This window comes from Kiritimatiellia bacterium (genome assembly GCA_026417735.1).
Taxonomy (GTDB): Bacteria; Verrucomicrobiota; Kiritimatiellia; order PWTM01; family PWTM01; genus CAACVY01.
The window spans coordinates 65,903-81,952 of record JAOACR010000017.1 but is presented as its reverse complement, the minus strand read 5'-3'; the positions used below and the strand labels follow the sequence as shown (position 1 = coordinate 81,952).

The window sequence follows — 16,050 nt, the reverse complement described above, 5'->3', positions numbered from 1 at the left end:
GCGCGAATCCGCGCCGACTGGGAGCAAGGGTATGCGGACGGTTCCGGTTTTGAAGGAGCGCGGACACCTCTTGGTGCCCATCGGCGAGCGGCGTGCGCTTGTGGACACGGGGTCGCCCTTCAGTCTTGCGGAAGAGCCGTTTGAGCTGTTTGGGCATTGGCACTGTCCGCCGACCGAGTGCTGGGGTGTAACACCGCGGTTGATGAGCGCGTTGGCCGGTATGCCGATCCACATCGCGATCGGATGCGACATTCTTTGCGCCCATACGATCCGCATCCGCGGGCGGGAGGGACTGCTCGACGAGGGCGACGACGTTCCGGAGGGGCCGATCGGGGAGCCCATGAGCACGCTTAGGGGCACGCCGATCTTTTCACTGCGGCTGGGCGGTCGCCCTGTGCGGGCGCTCTTCGACACCGGTGCCCACATCTCCTACATCCGTCCGGAGATGGTGGCGGGGCAGCCACCGGTGGATGAGCGCTGCGACTTTCACCCGTTCTGCGGGCGTTTCCGCGTTCCGATCTACACAGTTTCCGTCGCGCTCGATGGCGAGCCCCTGATGATGGAGGTCGGTGTGCTGCCCGACCCTCTCCGCATGATGTTCCATGTGGCGACTCAACAGGCCGGCGCCGCTTTGATCGTGGGCACGGCGCTGCTGGATGTGTTCGACTGCACGATCTCCTGGCCGCACCGGCGGATCTCGTGGCGGAGAGCCGTGACCGCCTGACCGGCGGCCCGTGCTGGTTGCGAGGGTCTCGCCGCCGGCCCGGGGGGAAGCGGGGCTCTTCTTGGCCGGCCGAATCGGTTCTGATATAGCTGGTTTGCAGGCCCCTAGCCATGGCCCTCAAGCTGAAAGGAGCGTCCGAATGAACCGCGTGGGAGTACGATTGGACGGCCGCACAGAGTCTGGGTGGGATCGGCGGAGGTTTCTTGCCGGTCTCGGCGCATCGGCTGCCGCCGGCGCGTTTGCGCAGACCGCGCCCAAGATCAAGCTCAGCCTGTTCGGCTGCGGCTCGCGCGGGGTGTGGATCGGCAAATTGTTTCTCGAAAACGGTGGCTATGAGATCGTCAGCGTGGCGGACTACTTTGAGGACCGCGCGCGCGAGGCGGGCTCGCAGCTCGGGGTGCCGCCCGAGCGGTGTTTCACGGGGCTGAACGGCTACCGGCGGGCGCTCGATCTGAAGCCCGATGCGGTCGCGATCGAATCACCGCCCTATTTTCACCCCGAGCAGGCCCGCGCGGCAGTTGAGGCGGGCGCGCACGTGTATCTCGCAAAGCCGGTCGCGGTGGACGTGCCGGGCTGTCACCACGTCGCGGAATCCGCGCGCATCGCCGGCGAAAAGAAACTGTGTTTTCTGGTCGACTTCCAGACGCGGGCGGACCCATTTTACATCGAGGCCATGAAACGCGTGCATGAAGGGGCGATCGGCCGGATCGCGTTTGCGGAGACCTACTATCACTGCGGCCGTCTGAACCTTCGCGGGCCGCCGGGCGACACCCCCGAGGCGCGGCTGCGGAACTGGATGTTCGACATTGCGCTGTCTGGTGACATCATCACCGAACAAAACATCCACACACTGGACGTGCTGAGCTGGGTGATGCGCGGCGTGCCGCCGATCCACGCGTTCGGGACCTGCGGGCGCAAGGTGCGCGTGGACGTGGGTGACTGCAACGACTACTACACCCTCCATTTCCTCTATCCCGACCGGATCGGCGCGACGTTCAGCTCGCGCCAGTTCGAAGGACACGGTTCGAAGCCGGATGGCATCGTCGTGCGCGTGTTCGGCGATCTCGGCGTGCTCGAGACCGCCTACGGCGGCAATGTGCTGATTCGAGGCAAGAACTTCTGGCGCGGTGGCGCGTCGCCGGGCATCTACAAGGATGGCGCGGTCGCGAACATCGCGGAGTTCCGCCGTTGCATTCTCGAACGCGACACCCGCAATCCGACCGTCGAGCCCAGCGTGCACAGCAACTTGCTGACGATCCTCGGACGCGAGGCCGCATGGACGGGCGAGGTGGTGAGCTGGGAGCGGCTGATCAAGTCCGATCGTCGTCTCGAGTTTGATGTGCGCGGGCTGAAGAGCTGAGCCTCTGGCACGACCGCAGTTGCGGCTCCCATTGCTGCGCGCCACGCAGGCGAGGGGCTCCCCACTCGCAGGCACGGGCCTCGAACGGCACATCTTCCGTTTCGGCGGGTCTGGGGCGGAAGAGGCGCGGCGCGCATACCACCCACCCGTGGACGGCCCGCAGGCAGGAGCCACCCGGCCCTGGTGGCCGCTCAGCGTGCCGGTTTCAGTTGGACGGTGACGCCGGTTTCCGGTTTCCGCTCGCCTTCTAGCACCTCGCAATATGCGACCTTGTCGGTCACCTCGACGACTTTCAGGCGGCCGATCGTCTTGCCAGCCGCCCGTTCCAGCACCGCACCGCTGTCCGGGTCGATCAGTACTTCGCCGGGGCGAACCATCACCAGTTCGTGGCCGACCTGCACGCCGTACTCGGCACCGCGGTTGATGATCACGCGACCGTCGTCCGCGGTTTTGATCACGCTGCCCTCGACCGGGAACTCCTCCATTTTCTTGGCAATGAAGGCGGCCGCCTGATTGATGCAGTCCTGCGCGGCCTGACCGAGCGGCGTCTTCACGAAGCCGCCCAAATCGGTGGAGACGCGTCCGACGCTGAGGCCGACGTTCAGGCCGGTGCGCCCGGCCTTGCCGACCACGCGCTGCTGCGCAACGATTTCGCCGGTGGTTGTGTCCACCAGCTTCACGATCACGGCCAGTTGCGCTTCCGCGCGGGTGCCGCCGAGGCGGATGCCCCCCACGCTGATGCCGCCACCGAGGCCCGACTGACCCTCCGACACCTCGGTGATCGCACCGGTCGCAATGTAGCGGGCCGGCCGGATCAGACCCTTTCGCGCGACCTGTGAGGCGGCGGCCCGGCCGCTGGCGGCCAGGTCCTGTTCCAGCAGCACGTCGCCCAGCTGCTCACGTTCCACGAGCACGAAGCGACCGGTATCGCGCAGCGCGGACTCCAGCATGATCGTGAGGTTGTAGCCGATCTCCCAGTGCCCGCGCCATCCGGATTCGTTCCGGAAGTCTTTGCAGCCGATCGCGTGCTTGACGCCCTTGTATTCGCCCAGTGCAGGTTTGGAGGTGCCATCGCGCGTGCGCGCGGGCGGCACGCCGATCTGCGCCCGGGCGGTGGCCGCCCCCAGTCCCAACATCAGCAGGGATCGAAGGTAGCATCTGAGTGGTCGGTTCATCGTCTGCCCTCGTTCTGATAGCTGTTACACCATACGCACGGAATGCAGGCCTGCCAGTGGCCGCTTGCGCCGGCGGCTTGACCGACCGGGGATGAAGCGGCACCATCCCGCCCACCGAAGGGCGGCGACGATGGCGGATCGCGAACGTTGGGCGTCAAGGATCGGCGTGATTCTGGCGATGGCGGGCAACGCCGTCGGGCTCGGCAACTTCCTTCGCTTTCCGGTTCAGGCGGCGCAGAACGGCGGTGGCGCGTTCATGATTCCCTACTTTGTTGCGCTGGTGTTGTTCGGCGTGCCGCTGGCCTGGTGTGAATGGGCAATGGGGCGCATGGGTGGCGCGTACCGGCACGGCAGCGCGCCGGGCGTCTTCGCGCTGTTGTGGCGGCACCCGGCGGCGAAGTACATCGGGGCGCTGGGCGTGTGCCTGCCACTGGGCGTGCTGACGTATTACCTCTACGTCGAGTCGTGGTCGCTGGCCTACTCGATGTTCGCAATGGTGTGGGACCTCTTCGGTGTCCGCTCGATGGACAGCCTGCGTGCGTTTCTGACCGCGTACCAGGGCGGGGGCACGCGGGTGGGGGTCTCGCTGATTGCGTGGGTGTTCTTTCTCATCACGATCGGGGTGAACTACTGGGTAATGACCGGGGGGATCGCGCGGGGGATCGAGCGGCTGGCGCGCGTGGGCATGCCGTTGCTCTTTCTGCTGGCGTTTGTGTTGATGGCACGGGTGTTCACACTCAGCCCGCCGGCCGGCGCGGGGCCGGACCAAACGGTGTTACACGGGCTCGGCTTCGTTTGGAATCCGGAGTTCGCGTCGCTGCGCAGCGGCCGGGTGTGGTTGGCGGCGGCGGGACAGGTATTCTTCACGCTCAGTGTCGGGTTCGGCGCGATCCAGTGTTACGCCAGCTATATGCGCCGGCGCGACGACATCATCGTCACCGGCCTTTCCGCCTCGATGATGAACGAGTTCGTCGAGGTGATCATGGGCGCGAGCATCGCGATTCCGGCCGCGGTGGTGTTTTTCGGCCGGGCGGGTACGGTGGAGATCGCGCGCAGCGGGGCGTTCAACCTCGGCTTCGTCGCGATGCCGGCGATTTTCCAGCAGATGCCCGCGGGCGCGCTGTTCGGGGTGATGTGGTTCTTTCTGCTGTTCATCGCGGGCGTGACCTCGTCGGTCGCGCTCGCGCAGCCGGCGGTCGCATTCCTCGAAGATGAGCTGGGATGGACACACCGCCGCGCGGTGCGTGCGGTGTGGCTGACGCTGCTGGTGCTGGGTCACGTGCCGATCCTCGGGTTTGCGGCCGGTGCGCTCGACGAGGTGGACTTCTGGGCGGGCACGATCGGTCTGGCGCTGTTCGCGCTGATCGAGTGCGTGCTGTTCATGTGGGTGTTCGGAGCCGACCGGGCGTGGACGGAAATCCACGTCGGCGCGGAGGTTCGGCTGCCGGATGCGCTGCGGTGGGTGCTGAAGTATGTGACGCCCACGCTGCTGGCGGTGATCCTGGGCGCGTGGTTGTGGCAGGACGGCTGGGCATATGTGACGATGGCCGGCGTGCCCCCCGCGCAGCGCGCGTGGCGGTGGACGGCGCGCGCGATGCTGCTGCTGCTCTTCGGAGTTACCGCCGCGCTCATCCGGCACGCCTCGCGCCGTGGCGTGCCGGCGGAGGAGCCGCGATGACCCCGGGCGGATGGATATTTTTGATCGCCAGCTGGGCGGCGATCCTGTTCTGGACAGGGTGGTGCTTCTACCGGGTGTTGACGTCGCGTCGGCACTGGCAGAATCCGGAGGACGACATCCGGCATCTTGAGCACGGCGAGTTCGAACCGCCGCGGCGCACCGTCGAGCGGCGGCGCGGTGGCATGCGCTAGAGCTCCGCGGCGGCGTCGCCCGCGGTGAGCCGTCGCAGTGCCCACGCGGCGTGGGGTCGGATAATCGGATCGCTGCAGTCCACGTGTCGCGCGACCGCGGCTCGGATCTCCCCGTCAGCGGGCGCGGAGGCGGCCGCAACCAGCGCGTTGCGAATCCATTGTCTCCACCCGATTCGCCCGATGGCGCTCGCGCCGTACCGGTGCCGGAACTCCTCCGGTGAGAGACTCAGCGCCGCCGACAACAGCGGCGCGTGGAGCTCAGGGTCAAACGCGACGCGCGGTGCGGCCGTGCGGGGCGAGGGGCGGCACCACGGGCAGCATTCCTGACATAGATCGCAGCCGGCGAGCCAACGGCAGGTGAGCGGCCGCAGGTGGAGGGGAATCTCACCCCGACATTCGACCGTCGCCCACGCGATACACCGGCGCGCGTCGAGCGTGTGATCGTCCACCAGCGCGCCGGTGGGGCAGGCGGCGCGACACCGCCGGCAGGTGCCGCAGCCGCGCGCTGTCCGCTGCGCAAGCGTCGGTTCTGGCAGCGGCTCGGCGCCGGTCGGCCGCCACGGCAAGGCGAGCCCGCCGAGGCTCAACCACGAGCCGTCTCCCTCTGCGATCAGCAGGGTGTTCCGCCCGATGAAGCCCAGACCCGCGACCGCGGCCAGCTCCTTCTCCGCGACCGGTGAAGTGTCCACGAACAGGCGTGGCGTGGCCACCAGGCCCGCTGCGCGGCGGATGCGTTCCGCCAGCGGCTGCAACCGTGCGCGCATCTGCGCGTGGTAGTCCGGCCCCCACGCGTAGCGTGCGATGCGTCCGCGCCGCGGGTCCTCCCAGACTGCCGGCGCCGGCGGCTCGACACGGAGCGCAAGAGCCACCATGAGCCAGGCACCGACCTCCGGTGCGGCCGCCGACGGCCGGCATCGAATGGATGCGGTTCGCGCGAGCCACTCCATGTCGGCGTAATGGCCGGCGGCCACCCATTTGGCCCAAACTTGGGGCCGGAGCGGCTCCGCCGGCAGTGCGATACCCGCCGCGTCGAAATGTTCGAGTGCGGCCGAGATCAGCTCGCGGGCACTCGGGCGATGCTGCATGATCCGGGGCCGGACACTTGGTGAACGGCGCCCGTCACGATACGATATTTGAGCTTGCCGCGCGAAGCGGTGTGGACGCCTGCAACATGAACATAGTCCTGCTCATCGCCGCGTTCGGCGCCGTGGCGGAAGCGGCGGACGTGAACCCGCTGTGGCGCGCGCCGTTTGTGACGGCCGACCGCGAGCGCCGAGAGGTGCGGATTGATGCGCGCGCGACCGGCATTCAGGGCGGCACGCTGTGCGAGTTTTTTCTCATCGCGACGAACAGCGGGCACGACTACGAGGCGATCGCCGTCTCGCTGGCGCGTCCGAGCGATGTGCACCGGGCGCTCGAGCACATCGGGCTGCAGCCCGGCCACCCGGTGGATCCGAAAGCGTTGCGCTTCTGGCCGCGCGGCGAACGTGTGATCGCGGAGTTTGAGTGGAGGGATGCGGCGGCGACGGGCGGTGCGCCGGCCCGTGTGCGTTTTGAGGACACGCTTGTGGACACTCGCACCGGCACGACGTTGCCGCGCGAAGGTCTCGTGTTCGTGGGCTCGGCGCGGGTGCCCGCCGCCGCGGGGACCGGCACGGTGTATGCGGCGGATGAGATCGAGCCGTGTTCGATCGCGAGCGCGTTCAACCTTGAGACCACGGTGCTCGACATTCCGCGCCGAGGCAGCCAGAGCGCGCTCTACGACTATCAGATTGCGAACTCGAACCACGTGTGGGCGAAGGGCGAGCCGCTGACGGTGGTGCTGCGCCCCGAGCCGAGGCCTGACGGACGGCCGCGGGTGAGAGACTTCGCGCTGCACATCGGTCTTGCGGAGGGCCGGCCCACGGTGTCGCTCGCCGAGTCGGGCGGTGCCGCCGCTGTTGCGGGCGCGCCGGAGGAGGTCGAGCGGCGGTTGCGCGAGTTGGTGGAGGGAGGATTCGATCCCCATCTGGATGTTCAGGTGCGGCCGGAGGTTCCTGTTCGGGAGCTTCGCGTGATCGGCGAGGCGGTCGCGCGCTTCGCGGAGCTTTCGGGGGTGCGCATCGAGCCGCCGTCGGCCGGGCAGGTGTATTACCGCGCACTGTCTCCTGACCCCTCCCTACGGCGCCGGGAGGAACGGCCGTCGCAGCCCTGGGAGCTGCGGTTGCAGGCGGCGCCGGGCGGCGGGTGGAGCGCGGTGCTGGTGCGCGTGGAGGCGGGGCGGGACATCCTAACGGACGCGCCCACCTTCTTTACCCGAGAGTTTCCTGCGCAAACGCCGGCCGAGTTGCGTGCCCGGTTGGACGCGGAAGGGCCGGGGCTGCCGGTGATTGTTGTATTTGCGCCGGGGGCGATGACGTATGGGGAGATGATGCGGTTCGTCGCGCCACTGATGACGACGCATCCGGTGATCCATGTGTTCGCCGACTGAGCCGATCGCTGCCGCCGCCGCGTCTGCGCCGGCGGGCCGTCGCCCCTTGGTGACCTACGCCGTGCGGGTGCTTGGCTGCAAGGTGAACCAGTGCGAGGCCCGCGAGATCGAGCGCGAGATGGAGCGTCGCGGTCTTCGAGCTGCCGGCGGCGTTGAGCCGGCCGACGTGGTCGTCGTGCACGGGTGTGCGGTGACCGGCGCGGCGTTGGCGGAGTCGCGACGGTGCGTTGCAAAACATGCCCGCGGCCCGGCGGTGGTGATCGCCAGTGGCTGCGCGGCAGCGCTGTTGCCCCGCTCGGTTCATTGCGACGCCGTTGTGCCGGCCGGGCCCGGCTGGTCCGCCGCGCTGGCGCGGGCGTTGGACCGGTTGGTCAGGCCGGCGATGGCGCACGGCTTTGCGGCTGCCCCCCGCCGGTTCACCGGCCACGCGCGGGCATTTGTGAAGGTGCAGGACGGATGCGATCTGGGCTGCAGTTACTGTGTGGTGCCGGCATTGCGTGGACCGCCGCGGGACCGTCCGCTGCCCGAGATTGTGCAGGAAGTGCGGCGGTACGCGGAGGCGGGCCACGCGGAAATCGTGCTCAGCGGTGTCAGCATCGGGCTGTGGGGGCGGGCGGGGGGGGGCGAGCTGGCCGACGTGGTGGCGGCCGCTGCGGGTGTGCCCGGAGTGAGACGGCTGCGCCTGTCTAGCCTGCATCCGGCGGAGGTCACCGACCGACTGCTCGAAGTGATGCGGGTCCATCAGAATGTCGCACCGCATCTGCATCTGCCGCTGCAATCCGGCTCGGACGCGGTGCTCCATCGCATGCGGCGGGGCTATACGGTGGCGGAGTTCCTCGGCGCGGTTCGCCGTGTGCGGGCGGCGCTGGACGAACCGGCACTGACGACGGACCTGATCGTGGGCTTTCCCGGTGAAACGGAGGAGGACTTCGCGACGACGCTGAACCTCTGCCGCGAGGTCGGGTTCAGTCGGATCCACCTCTTTGCGTTTTCGCCGCGGCCCGGCACGCTGGCGGCGGCGATGGCGGACCGCCTGCCAGCGGCAGTGGTGCGGCGGCGCGCAGAGGCGGCCCGGGCGCTCGCGCGCGAACTGGCGGCGACGTGGCACCGTCGTTGGGTGGGGCGCGAGGTCGAACTGCTCGCTGAGAGATGGGAGGCGATGACGGGCGTCGCGCGCGGGCACTGCGCGCGGTATTGCCCGATCGTCGCGCGGTTCGAGCGGGACCCGCGCGAGGGACCCGTCGCAGTACGGGTGGTTGCCGCAGACGAGAGTGGCTTGATCGCGGAACCCGCCGCGCGGGCTGTCTGAGCTGCCGGTGCGGAGCGGGCGTTTGCGCGGTCCGAGCAGGTGGCGCAGAATGAAACGGCTCGCCCTCGCGGACGAGCGGAGTGGCCAGATGAATCCGACGAACTTTGTGCCGACGACCGACGCGCAGCAGCGCGCGATGCTGCAGGCGATCGGCGCCGAGAGCGTGGAGGACCTGTTCGCGGCGATTCCCGCGGAGTTCCAAACGGATGCGTTTGATCTGCCCGACAGCCTCTGCGAGATGGAGATGCTTCGGGAACTGCGCGCGCTGGCGGCGCGGAACTCGACCGACCTCATCAACTTCTGTGGCGCCGGTTTTTATGACCATCACATTCCGGCCGCGGTGGAAACGCTCGCCGCGCGCGGTGAGTTTTTCACCGCCTACACGCCCTATCAGCCCGAAGCTTCGCAGGGGACGCTGCAGGCGATCTACGAGTTTCAGTCTGCGATCGTTCGGCTGACCGGCATGGAGGTGGCGAACGCGTCGCTCTACGACGGCGGAACTGCGCTGTTCGAGGCGATGATGATGGCGCTGCGGGTGACGGAGCGGCCGCTGGTGCTGGTGGACGAGGGGGTGAATCCGATCTACCGCACGATGTTGCGCTCGTACACCCGCAATCTCGAGATCGAGCTGGTGGAGATTCCGACCGCTCGGGGCGCGTCGGACATCGCGGCACTGAGCGCGGCGCTCTCCGAGCGGGTCGCCGCGCTGTTGGTGCAGAACCCGAACTTTTTCGGCGTGGTGGAGGACTACACCGGGCTTGTGGAGGCGGCGCACCGGGTCGGCGCGCTGGTGGTGATGTCGGCATATCCGGTGGCGCTGTCGCTGATCAAAACACCGGGCGAGATGGGGGCGGACATCGCGGTGGGGGAGGGGCAGAGCCTAGGGCTGCCGCTGGCGTTCGGCGGACCCTACCTGGGGTTCATGGCGACGCGCCGTTCGCTGGTGCGGCGTATGCCCGGCCGCATTGTCGGCGCAACGCAGGACGCTCAGGGGCGCCGCGGCTACGTGCTGACGCTGCAGGCGCGCGAACAGCACATCCGGCGCGACAAGGCCACCTCGAACATCTGCACGAACGAGGCGCTCTGCGCGCTGCGGGCGCTGATCCATCTGAGCCTGCTGGGACGGGAGGGGTTCGTCGAGTTGGGGCGCGTGTGCGCTGCGAACGCGGAGTACGCGAGGCGGCGGCTGACCGCGATCCCGGGCGTGCGGCTGCTGGTGGACCGCCCGGTGTTCAACGAGCTGGCGCTGGAGCTACCCCGCGACGCGGCGGAGGTCGTGGGGCGACTGATCGACCGCGGCATTGCGCCGGGCTTCCCGGTGGGCCGTTACTATCCCGGCATGGAGCGGGTGCTGCTCACCGCGTTCACCGAACGGCGAACACGGGAGGAGATTGATCTGCTCGCCGCGCGGCTGCACGCGGCGGTTGCGCCGGCGGGAGGCGGGGCATGAGGGACGCAATCCGGATCGCGGTGATCGGTGCAGGCGCCAACACGCGGCGAATGCATCTGCCACGGTTGCGGGCGATCCCTGGCGTACGGGTGATCGGCGTCGTCAACCGCACGCCGGCATCCTCGGAGCAGGTCGCCCGCGAGTTCGAGATCCCGAAGGTTTACCGCGACTGGCGTGAGGCGGCGGAGGATCCGGAGGCCGATGCGGTGGTGATCGGGACCTGGCCGTCGCTGCACGCGCCGGCGACGATCGCCGCGCTTGGCGCCGGCAAGCACGTGCTGTGCGAAGCGCGAATGGCGATGAACGCGGCGGAAGCCCACGCGATGCTCGCCGCCGCGCGCGCGCGGCCCCAGCTGGTCGCGCAACTGGTGCCCGCGCCGTTCACGCTGGGAGTGGATCCGACGATTCGTCGCTGGCTCGACGAGGGGCGGCTCGGCGAGCTGCGCGCGATCGAGGTCCGCGACAGTTTCGGGTGGGACGATCCCGCCGCGCCGCTCTCGTGGCGACAGGATGCCCGGCGCAGCGGGCTGAACACGATGTGGCTGGGCATTGCGGCGGAAACCGTGATGCGCTGGGTCGGTGCCGCAACACGCGTGATCGCGATGGGGCGCGTGTGGCATCGGACACGGCTCGACGCCGAGGGCCACCGCGTCGCAGTGGAAATTCCCGACCACCTCGAGGTGCTCGCGGAGATGGCGTGCGGCGCACAGCTGTACGTGCGTGAGTCGGGGGTCACCGCTCCGGCGGTCGCGCCGGGCGCCACGCTGTACGGTTCAGCGGGCGCGCTCCGTGTGTACGAGGGGCGTCTGTTTCATGCGCCGCGCGGGCGGGACGATTTCGAGCCGCTGGACGTGCCCGAAAGCGAACGCGGCGGCTGGCGGGTGGAAGAGGAGTTCATCGCGGCGATCCGGGGTGAAGCGCCGGTGAGGCTAACGACATTCGAAGACGGCGTGCGCTACATGGAGTTCACCGAGGCGGTTTGGCGGAGCCTCGCGCAGAGCCGGGCGGTCGCCCTGCCGCTGGCACTCGATGCCGGAGGGGCGCCGGGACCATTGGCGCGATGACAGACCTTTCCGACGACGCCCTCCGGCCGCGCGGCCTCTGGGCGGCTCTGGCGGGCGTGATGGCAATGGCCGCGTTTTTCTCGGTCTACTCCCCCTACGCGCCGGCCGCTTCGACCTGGTCGCCCCCCTGGCCGGCGACACCGGAGGCCGCCCGCCAATCGCCATGGGCAGGCTGGTCCGCGCCGGGGGTCCTGCTTCTCGAGGACAGCCAAAGGGCATGCGTGCGCCTGGTTGCGGGCCACGGGCCCACGCCCTCCGTCGCCTGGACAACCGCCGCGCTTCCAACGCAGCGCACTGTCATGGTCCGGGTTGTCTGGCGGGGGGAAGGTGTTGTTCATGGCGAACAGCGGTACCAAACCGCGCGGGTGACGCTCTGCGTCACCGACGCGGAGGGGCGATGGCGGTACGACGTGCCCCACGTTGCTGCCAGCCTCTACGGGACGCGGGAGTGGCATGAGGCGGGACGCCCGCTGGTCCTGCCCGATTGGGCCACAACGGCCCGGCTAGCGGTCACCCATGGCGGCGTCAGCGGCATCGTGGAGGTGGCCGACCTTTCCGCGGTGCCGTTGTGCAGGCGTGCGGAGGCGCCCTGGATCACCGGCGCATGGTGGACAGTGTGGCTGAGCGGCGCGCTCATCGCGATTTGGCGGCTCCGCCTGCTTCAGCGGCGTGGCGGACGCGCCGTTCTGCTCGTCGGCGCTCTGATCCTCCTCGCGGTGACGATGCCGGAGTCGTGGTTTCACCCGGTGGAGTTGTGGATCGGCGGGCAACCGACGCCAGCGGACCGCATCACCGGTGACGCCGCCGTTCGCAACGCGGCGGTAACTCCGTCTGATCCGCGACCGCCCCCTGCGACGCTGCGCCGGCCGGTTGCGCCCTCTCGCTGGCGCGCAATGATCGCGAACATGGACTTGCACGCGGCCGCTCACCTTGCGCTGTTTGCAGTGCTGGCGCTGGTGACGGCGCGTTGCTTCGGCATCCGGCTGGTCGCGTCAGGGACGCAGTGGCATCGATCTCTGCCGGTGGTCGCCGGTTTGCTCATCTACGGGTTGGCCGCTGAACTGATCCAATGTCTCACGATCACTCGTGGGCCAGGTATCCGGGGCGCGATGATGAACTGGTTGGGCACGGGGCTTGGGCTGTTGATCGCAGAGGCAGCTCAGTGGGGGACTTCGCGCTTCCCTCCCGCTGACTCGCCCGTGGGCCCCTCGCTGCGCCCCCCGCGCCTCTGAAACGTCGGAGAGGCGCCTCGAAAACGGCGCCGCCCGGCTGCAGCGACCGGGCGGCGGCGGTGGAATTCCTTAGTGAGGTTCAGATGGTCGGGCCGACTTTCGGCGCGTCGGCCGCCGGCTCCGTGTTCGGGCGGTCTGCATCGCCCCGCCGGCTGCCACGCTCACGCAGTTCTCGCATCGCGGCCTCGGCGGCCTTCCGTTCCTCGTCGTTGAGCCGGCCATCGCCGTCCTTGTCAAACCGCTCGAGAATCCGGCCACGCAGGCGCTCAGGGATAGGTCCTTGCTGCTGCTGCCAAGCTGCCCATGCGGCCTTGCGCTCCTCCTCGTTGAGCTGGCCGTCGCCATCTTTGTCGAAACGTTGGAGTATTTCGCGGCGTCTGGCCTCCGTTCGCTCACCGCCCTGCGCTTCCCAGGCGGCACGAGCGGCCTTGCGCTCTTCCTCGTTGAGCTGGCCGTCGCCGTCCTTGTCGAACCGCTTGAGCATTTCGCGGCGCATCACTTGTTCGCGCTCGCTGGAGCGGGCTTCCCAGGCGGCACGAGCGGCCTTGCGTTCTTCCTCGTTGAGCTGGCCGTCGCCGTCCTTGTCGAACCGCTTCAGGAGTTCTGCCCACTGGGGTTCCTGCTCGTCTGCTGCGCCGCCGCGGCGCGCTTCTCCCACTGGGGGAACGGGGCGCTCGCGGCGGCCTTCCACAATCTCTCCAGCCTCTCGGCGACGAGCTCGTTCGGCCGCCGGGCGTTCACGTGAAATGCGGCGTTCGGCCGGCCTCTCTTCCGCCCGGCCGATGCCAAACATCACACCGGCCAGCAGGCCGGCCAACAGGATGTCTGGATATCGTCTCATCGCTGATCCTTTCCTGCAGGCCCTTCAGCGAGCTCATCCGAAGCTCCCCGGGCCTCAATTTGCTCAACGGACGGGACGGTGTGTTTATTGTCCAGGTCGGCGGACAGACTGCGGGCCGCGGCGCCAAAGAGCCATCCGAACATCACGCCGAGTCCGCTGCCGACCAGCACGTCGCTCAGGTAGTGGCTCCGGTTCGCAACGCTCGCAGCGGCGACCGTACCTGCGCTGAGCAGCGCGACGCCGCCAACCGGCGGGGCGGCGACGGCCAGCGCGGTGGCGGAGGCAAAGGACGCGCCGCTGTGGCCGGATGGAAAACTCTGGCGGTTCCATTTCAGCGAAGGGCCGGTGAACCGATCTGGCAGTCCCGCCCTCGGTCGGGGACGGCCGAGTGTGACGCGCAACGAGTTCACACCGATGCCGGCCGCCGCGGCCGCCAAGAGTGCCGCAAGTGCGGCACGGCGCCAAGCCGGCTTGTGGCGAATGCGGCCGAGCGCCCACGTGACCGCCACGAAGGCCGCCGTATCATTGAACGCTCCCCACGTGCGGACGTGTCCGGCCCATCGCCGGGCGGCTGGACTGAGCCGGTCGCGCGCCGCCGCGGCGAGCACGGGATCCCAACGCCACGAGGCCAGACCAACCAGCGCCGTCGCGGCCAACATGGTTAGCACCCGAGCGGGGCGCTCACGGGCCAGGGCGGCCGCAGCTTGCAGCAACTGGCGGCCCTCCCTCCCCACCCGGAGGCACAGCTCTTTCACGCTCGGGCCTCCCGGGGTGTCCAGCGGGCCCATGCGCCGCTGGGCAACGGCGGCACGCCCTCCTGACCGGTCAATGTCAACTCGCCGCACGCGATGACTCCATCCAGCTCCTTCAACGCTTGGCGGAGCGCGTTCGCCAGCCCGATGGGCGTCAACCCCGGCGTGTGCGCGGAAAGCAGCACGAAGAGCGGGCGGGCCGCGAGTACGGCGCAGCAGAGGTCCAGCGTTGTCATCAAATCGCGTTCGATCTTATACACCTCGCCACCTGTGCCACGGCCGAACGTCGGTGGGTCGAGCACGATCGCATGATAGCGACGGTCCCGCCGCGCTTCACGACGCAGGAACTTGTGCACGTCATCCACGATCCATCGGACCGGTGCGGTCTCCAGTTGATTCAGCGCGGCGTTTTGGCGCGCCCACTGGACCATGCCGCGGGAGGCGTCCACATGGCACACCTGTGCGCCGGCAGCCAATGCGGCGAGGGTCGCGCCGCCGGAGTAGGCAAAGAGATTGAGCAGTGACGGCGCGCCATGAGGAGAACGCGCACGGGCCTCTCCGATGCACCGTCGGATCCACTGCCACATCTGGCGCTGTTCCGGAAAGATGCCGAGATGGCCGAAGTCCGTGGCGCTCAGCCGGAAGTGGAGACCGTCGAGCGCAATCCGCCACTCGGATGGCAGTCGGGTGCGGACCGTCCAGGCCATGCGGTCGGTGCGGTCAAAGATTGCGTCGGCCGTGGCCCATACGCTCGCGGGACGTGACGGACGCCAGAGCGCCTGCGCGGCGGGGCGGTCGAGCACCACGGTGCCAAAGCGCTCGAGTTTCCGGCCATTGCCGGAGTCGAGAAGCTCGTAACCGTCCGCGGACATGCCGGCCAGCATAGCGCGGCCACGCGGGGGCGGAAACCCGTGGCGGCGCTGCTTGCGGCTTCGAGCGGGCGTGCGGTAGAGTGGGCGACATGGGGCGCGCTCAGCGCGACGCCGAGAGGAGAGTGCGACGATGAAAAAATGCGGGTGGTTGTGGGTGGCGGCGGTGCTGGTGGCCGGCGGTGCGGGAGCGGAACCGATCCGCACGCTCCTCAATCGCGAGGGCCGGGTGCCGGCCGCGCAGGGTTGGGAGGTGGGCCTGGAGTTGGTGTACCAGGAAATCACCGACCCGACGTCGTTCCACTCCGACGACAATCTCGGCGCGTTGATTCCGTACGCGCGGTTCGGCGTGACGCGTGACTTCAGTTTGAATCTCACGGTCCCGGCGGCCCGCTCCGAGATGCTCGACTCGGTCAGCTATGGGCTGGGGGACATCGGGCTGGGAGTGGATCTCGTCGGCTGGCGCGGTGCGCTCGGCTATCCGTATGTGATGCCCTACGCGCGGGTGCTGTTGCCGACGGGCGATGAGGACGAGGGGCTCGGCGCCGGCGAGACCACCGCGCGGTTCGGCATTGCGCTGGGCACCACGGTGGCGGACCACTGGGACTTCGTCGCGGACGGTGCGTTCGTCGCGCGGTCGGAAACCGACAACAGTTTTCAGATCGGCGGGGCGGTGCTGTACAACTTTGTGTACTCCAAGAAGCTCGCCGGGGACCGGCCGAACCTGTATCTGCCCGAGTTCTCGCTGCTCGGGGAGGTGCGGTACGAGTCCTCGACCGTTAGCGAGGGGACCGACCGGACGTGGGCGCTGGGCGGCCTGGTGTACCGGCCGGCGCCGAGATGGCAGCTGAGCGTGTACGCGGGCGCGGAGATGGGCGACGACATTGACAACAATCTCATCCTCGGCGCAAAGACCGCGGTGATGTTCGAGTGAT

At 68.8% G+C, this 16,050-nt stretch carries 15 protein-coding genes; 10 read left to right on the top strand and 5 right to left on the bottom strand.

Annotation, left to right across the window (positions count from 1 at the left end; all coding sequences use genetic code 11):
* Nucleotides 1-31: 31 nt before the first annotated feature.
* Together N2652_08685 and N2652_08680 are read left to right on the top strand one after the other, a co-directional pair.
* Entirely contained in the window at nt 32-724 is a 693-nt protein-coding gene (locus tag N2652_08685; GenBank protein MCX7819269.1) for a hypothetical protein, read from the top strand.
* Between the two features lie 139 nt (nt 725-863).
* Nucleotides 864-2,084 carry a Gfo/Idh/MocA family oxidoreductase gene (locus tag N2652_08680; protein ID MCX7819268.1) on the top strand — a complete coding sequence of 407 codons (1,221 nt, stop codon included), beginning with the start codon at nt 864-866 and terminating at the stop codon, nt 2,082-2,084.
* Nucleotides 2,085-2,275: 191 nt separating this feature from the next.
* Here the strand turns inward: N2652_08680 and N2652_08675 are convergent, their stop codons facing one another.
* The gene (locus N2652_08675; protein ID MCX7819267.1) at nt 2,276-3,259 is read right to left on the bottom strand and encodes a CsgG/HfaB family protein; all 984 of its coding nucleotides are present in this window, start codon (nt 3,257-3,259) and stop codon (nt 2,276-2,278) included.
* 130 nt (nt 3,260-3,389) lie between these two features.
* Between N2652_08675 and N2652_08670 the strand changes: the two genes are divergently transcribed.
* Nucleotides 3,390-4,937 (top strand): sodium-dependent transporter, encoded by a 1,548-nt coding sequence (locus N2652_08670; GenBank protein MCX7819266.1) that lies wholly within the window; start codon nt 3,390-3,392, stop codon nt 4,935-4,937.
* Nucleotides 4,934-5,128: a hypothetical protein gene (locus N2652_08665; protein MCX7819265.1), complete on the top strand. Its 195-nt coding sequence runs from the start codon at nt 4,934-4,936 to the stop codon at nt 5,126-5,128. The genes N2652_08670 and N2652_08665 overlap by 4 nt, the downstream gene beginning before the upstream one ends.
* Here N2652_08665 and queG read toward each other — a convergent pair.
* Nucleotides 5,125-6,213, bottom strand: coding sequence for a tRNA epoxyqueuosine(34) reductase QueG (gene queG, locus N2652_08660; GenBank protein MCX7819264.1), 1,089 nt, complete (start codon nt 6,211-6,213; stop codon nt 5,125-5,127). The genes N2652_08665 and queG overlap by 4 nt on opposite strands.
* Before the next feature lie 86 nt (nt 6,214-6,299).
* Between queG and N2652_08655 the strand changes: the two genes are divergently transcribed.
* The 5 genes from N2652_08655 (at nt 6,300) to N2652_08635 (ending at nt 12,653) form a co-directional block, all read left to right on the top strand.
* On the top strand, nt 6,300-7,598 hold the full coding sequence (locus N2652_08655; GenBank protein ID MCX7819263.1) for a YdjY domain-containing protein: 1,299 nt from the start codon (nt 6,300-6,302) through the stop codon (nt 7,596-7,598).
* Complete coding sequence (locus tag N2652_08650) at nt 7,582-8,907, top strand: MiaB/RimO family radical SAM methylthiotransferase (GenBank protein MCX7819262.1); 1,326 nt, start codon at nt 7,582-7,584, stop codon at nt 8,905-8,907. The genes N2652_08655 and N2652_08650 overlap by 17 nt, the downstream gene beginning before the upstream one ends.
* A gap of 88 nt (nt 8,908-8,995) precedes the next feature.
* Nucleotides 8,996-10,357: an aminomethyl-transferring glycine dehydrogenase subunit GcvPA gene (gcvPA, locus tag N2652_08645; protein MCX7819261.1), complete on the top strand. Its 1,362-nt coding sequence runs from the start codon at nt 8,996-8,998 to the stop codon at nt 10,355-10,357.
* The gene (locus N2652_08640) at nt 10,354-11,421 is read left to right on the top strand and encodes a Gfo/Idh/MocA family oxidoreductase (protein ID MCX7819260.1); all 1,068 of its coding nucleotides are present in this window, start codon (nt 10,354-10,356) and stop codon (nt 11,419-11,421) included. The genes gcvPA and N2652_08640 overlap by 4 nt, the downstream gene beginning before the upstream one ends.
* Nucleotides 11,418-12,653: a hypothetical protein gene (locus N2652_08635; protein MCX7819259.1), complete on the top strand. Its 1,236-nt coding sequence runs from the start codon at nt 11,418-11,420 to the stop codon at nt 12,651-12,653. Before N2652_08640 ends, N2652_08635 begins: the two co-directional genes overlap by 4 nt.
* Before the next feature lie 79 nt (nt 12,654-12,732).
* Here the strand turns inward: N2652_08635 and N2652_08630 are convergent, their stop codons facing one another.
* Genes N2652_08630 through N2652_08620 form a run of 3 tightly spaced genes read right to left on the bottom strand, consistent with a single transcriptional unit; the run spans nt 12,733 to nt 15,118 of the window.
* Nucleotides 12,733-13,494 (bottom strand): hypothetical protein, encoded by a 762-nt coding sequence (locus N2652_08630; GenBank protein MCX7819258.1) that lies wholly within the window; start codon nt 13,492-13,494, stop codon nt 12,733-12,735.
* Complete coding sequence (locus N2652_08625; protein ID MCX7819257.1) at nt 13,491-14,249, bottom strand: phosphatase PAP2 family protein; 759 nt, start codon at nt 14,247-14,249, stop codon at nt 13,491-13,493. The genes N2652_08630 and N2652_08625 overlap by 4 nt, the downstream gene beginning before the upstream one ends.
* On the bottom strand, nt 14,246-15,118 hold the full coding sequence (locus tag N2652_08620; protein MCX7819256.1) for a class I SAM-dependent methyltransferase: 873 nt from the start codon (nt 15,116-15,118) through the stop codon (nt 14,246-14,248). The genes N2652_08625 and N2652_08620 overlap by 4 nt, the downstream gene beginning before the upstream one ends.
* Nucleotides 15,119-15,248: 130 nt before the next feature.
* On the opposite strand from N2652_08620, the gene N2652_08615 reads away from it, so the two are divergent.
* Nucleotides 15,249-16,049, top strand: coding sequence for a transporter (locus N2652_08615; protein MCX7819255.1), 801 nt, complete (start codon nt 15,249-15,251; stop codon nt 16,047-16,049).
* Nucleotide 16,050: the final 1 nt, after the last annotated feature.